Raw genomic sequence first — 357 nt, 5'->3', positions numbered from 1 at the left:
CCGATCCCCACTACAGCGGGCGAGTTACTGTTCCCGTGCTGTGGGACAAAAAGAACCACACCATCGTCAGCAACGAATCAGCAGAAATCATCCGCATGTTTAATACCGCGTTTGATGCGCTGGGCGCGAAAGCGGGTGATTACTACCCACCAGCCCTGCAAACGAAAATTGACGAACTTAACGGCTGGATTTATGACACCGTTAACAACGGCGTGTATAAAGCTGGTTTTGCCACCAGCCAGCAAGCCTACGACGAAGCGGTGGAGAAAGTGTTTGAATCGCTGGCGCGACTGGAACAGATTTTAGGTCAGCATCGTTACCTGACCGGCAACCAGCTAACCGAAGCCGATATTCGCC

The 357-nt window shown here is 52.4% G+C and carries 1 pseudogene; it reads left to right on the top strand.

The features are described 5' to 3' along the window. A pseudogene (gene yqjG, locus V5P19_RS23105) lies at window positions 1–357 on the top strand (glutathionyl-hydroquinone reductase YqjG); the annotation flags it as partial.

Origin of the sequence: Enterobacter sp. UNJFSC 003 (assembly GCF_036903355.1) — a bacterium.
Taxonomy (GTDB): Bacteria; Pseudomonadota; Gammaproteobacteria; order Enterobacterales; family Enterobacteriaceae; genus Enterobacter.
Note: the sequence above shows the minus strand (reverse complement) of the source record. Positions and strands in the feature narration are given on the sequence as shown.